This is a genomic window from Pseudomonas sp. LPH60 (genome assembly GCF_030718165.1).
Classification (GTDB): Bacteria; Pseudomonadota; Gammaproteobacteria; order Pseudomonadales; family Pseudomonadaceae; genus Aquipseudomonas; species Aquipseudomonas danubii.
The window spans coordinates 1-2,795 of sequence record NZ_JAVAJH010000023.1 but is presented as its reverse complement, the minus strand read 5'-3'; the positions used below and the strand labels follow the sequence as shown (position 1 = coordinate 2,795).

The 2,795-nt window shown below is 48.7% G+C and carries 2 protein-coding genes; both read left to right on the top strand.

The genetic code is table 11. The features are described from left to right. Window positions 1-148 precede the first annotated feature (148 nt). Window positions 149-520, top strand: coding sequence for a hypothetical protein (locus tag Q8O96_RS31030; protein WP_305950120.1), 372 nt, complete (start codon window positions 149-151; stop codon window positions 518-520). Window positions 521-590: 70 nt separating this feature from the next. Further along, window positions 591-2,795, top strand: a 2,205-nt coding sequence (locus tag Q8O96_RS31025; RefSeq protein ID WP_305950119.1) for an inverse autotransporter beta domain-containing protein, incomplete at its 3' end; no start/stop codon positions are given.

The following is a 2,795-nucleotide window of genomic DNA, read 5'->3' as shown; positions in this document are numbered from 1 at the left end:
GGACATAACTCGCTACCTATCCGCACACCTTGACAAACCAATATGAATCTAGATGAATACCAAAACAATACTATTTGGCGTTTTCACTTGCTATCATATGGAAGCTGACTATTTATGATTTGGCAGTCGCTTAAGCTTAGGAGTGGTTATGGTTGCAGCAATCGGAGTGCCAGGGATGCGTTGCGTGGGGGAATCCCCGCCAAGGTATGGCGGAAAAAAAGCCTATGCCTACGTTTGCCCACGCTACGAGGGAAGCTGTTTTTTGAGCTTTCGACGTAACGGTGAAAGTTACGCAGCCGAGTTCCCCAACTACAAACAGGCTCTTTCAGCTGCAACCATGGCAATTTTTGCTGGTGATGACTTTTCTAATGTTTACATCACCAGCACAAATCATCCTATCTCAGTTAAAGCGGTTTTTTTTAGTTCTGCGAAACAGTGGTTTCACACTGAATCAAACAATGAAACTGATTTAAATAATCCGCAAAAGCAAAAACCGAAAAACTTAACCCTGGTGAAGTAATGAAAGTCTCTAACGAATGGAGATTTAACGCACTCTCTTGCCACTTAGAAACCAATCTGAGGAAACTGTGATGATAGGATCAACACCTAAACAATGGTGCGTTAAACCGCATTCATTGTTTAAGAAACTCTTTATCACTTATTTGGCGGTTATTACAGGCTGTACTAATACCGCTGAGCAAATTAGTCATTCACCTGCTCTGAATAGCTCAACAGCTGTTGCTAGTCAGCAACAACTCTCATCTATTCCTGACAGTTCGGACGCGGTGAATAAATACAATTTGCCAGAGCTTGGTGGTGCTTCGAAGAAAGACCCGCCGTCTCGCGAAAAGCCTTTACTGAATGAATTCGCCGGAGACATGCCGCTGTCTGCTCGGCAAGACATTGCCCACCCTACTAATAAGGGTTTTCAAGGCGCTGACGCCTTGCAAGGCATGGCAGCGGGCATGCTCACCTCCGCAAGCTCGGAGGAAGTAAAAAAGTGGTTCTCCGCTCGACATGCAACAGCTGAATTATCCTTAAGCACAGGCGAAAAAGGCATTCGCCTTGGTAGTTTTGACTTACTGATGCCAATCTATGACACCGAAAAAGACCTTATCTTTACTCAGGTCGGCATTCGACGCTCTAACTCAATGACCGAGGACTACAGAACAACAGTGAATGCCGGTGTAGGTTATAGGCACACCCTTAAAGAATGGCTGGCAGGTGTCAACGCCTTTTATGACCGAGACATCACAGGAAAAAACAGCCGCTTTGGTTTGGGTCTAGAAGCGTTCACCGACAATCTAAAAACCAGCGCAAACATATATGTGCGCGCTTCAGATTGGCATAAGTCAGTCGATCTTGAAGACTATCTTGAGCGACCAGCTAACGGCTACGACGTGCGAGTCGAAGCTAATCTTCCATCCTATCCACAACTAGGAGGAAAACTCGTTTACGAGAAGTATTTTGGCGACCAAGTTGGGCTGTTCGGAACTTCTGATCGTCAAAAAGATCCCCAAGCGTTAACCGTCGGTGCCTCGTACAACCCGGTTCCTATGATCGGTTTTGGTGTTGACTACCGGCAAGGTCAAGGTGGTGTGTCACAAACTACCGGAAAGTTGACGATTAATTATCAATTCGGTGTACCACTGTCCAAGCAGCTATCGCTTGATTACATAAAGAGCCATAAGCTCGAGAACTCTCGATACGATCTAGTTAATCGTAACTATGAGGTAGTCTTGGACTACCGCGAGAAAGATGCAGGACAAGTTATGTTACCAGCGCAGATAAACGGAACGCCTACACAGGTAATTTCGTTTCCTGTCACATTTACAGACCCTGGTATCGGGCACTTTTCTTGGACTGGCACCGCAGCACCATTCGCAGCGCCATACGGCGGCGGTGCTAGTGCCTCTTTGACTCTCCCAGCATACGTTGAGGGGGGGAATAACAATTACACGCTCCAGGCGGTTGGTTCTGATCGTTTCGGGCGGGTAATTCAGTCGAACTTGATGCAAGTGCGTGTTAATGCCTTTTTAATCGCTTTGGAGCGCTCCCAAGCTGTTGCAAACGCCAATGGCACTGATGCCGTGACATTCACGGCTACCCTGCAAGAACCTACGGGCGCTCCAAAAGCAAACACGACAGTAACTTGGGATGTCCAAGGAAACGCAACAGTTGTAGAGAAAGATGAAAAGACCGACGGTAGCGGTCATGCCCGTTTGAAATTGACTAGCCGCTTTGCAAGCGCTATTCGCGTTAGCGTTCAAGAACCGCAAGGTGCAAAGGCTGAGAATGATGCTGACTTTTCGGGAGACCAACGCACGGCAAAAGTCATCACTTTAGTTGCATCCCCGTCCACTCTTACAGCAAACGGCATTAGTACAAGCACAATAAAAGCTACAATTGCTGACGCCCATGGCAACTCGGTCGGCCCTGGGGCTCCTGTAACTTGGCAAACTAGTGATGGCACTATCTCTAGTACGTCAACGGTAACTTCAGATGACAGCACCTCGACGATCACCCTCACGTCAGGAACTTCTGTCAGTGTCGCGAATATCAGTGCGACAGCCGTGGCAGGGGGCAAAAGTACCTCGGTTGCGTTCACCGCAGACCAAGGAACAGCGCGCGTGCTGGATCTGGTAGCCACTCCGGCCACCATCACTGCCAACGGCAGCGACACCAGCTCCCTGGTGGCAACCGTGCAGGATGCACACGGCAACGCTGTTGGTGCCGGTGCAACCGTCAACTGGACCACCAGCAGCGGCACCCTGTCGGCTTCCTCGAGCACCACT

Coding starts and splice junctions, on each gene's coding strand:
- Q8O96_RS31030 (WP_305950120.1), top strand. CDS start 149: ATGGTTGCAGCAATCGGAGTGCCAGGGATGCGTTGCGTGGGGGAATCC.